Raw genomic sequence first — 246 nt, forward strand, 5'->3', positions numbered from 1 at the left:
TACCTGTACCGAGAACAAACCCTCGACGGTTACGTGTTAGCTCATAATGTAAATCAAGTTTATCACCAGGGTATGCTTTCTCATGGAACTCAACTCCATCTAATGAGGAGAGAAAGCCTAATCCTTCAGAGTCACTTGTATTTACAAATGCACTAAGCTGCGCAAGTGCTTCTACAATTAACATATGAGGCATATGTTTTTGCGTATCATTTATAAACCATTCGTTATTTGTAATGAGTTTGTATC

The 246-nt window shown here is 37.8% G+C and carries 1 protein-coding gene; it reads right to left on the bottom strand.

Annotation, left to right across the window (positions count from 1 at the left end; genetic code table 11):
- Positions 1-246 (bottom strand): hotdog family protein (locus tag JDS96_RS31410; RefSeq protein WP_472926306.1); only part of this gene is annotated, 246 nt, incomplete at both ends.

It is taken from the genome of Bacillus cereus group sp. N21 (assembly GCF_016483395.1).
Lineage (GTDB): Bacteria > Bacillota > Bacilli > Bacillales > Bacillaceae_G > Bacillus_A > Bacillus_A pseudomycoides.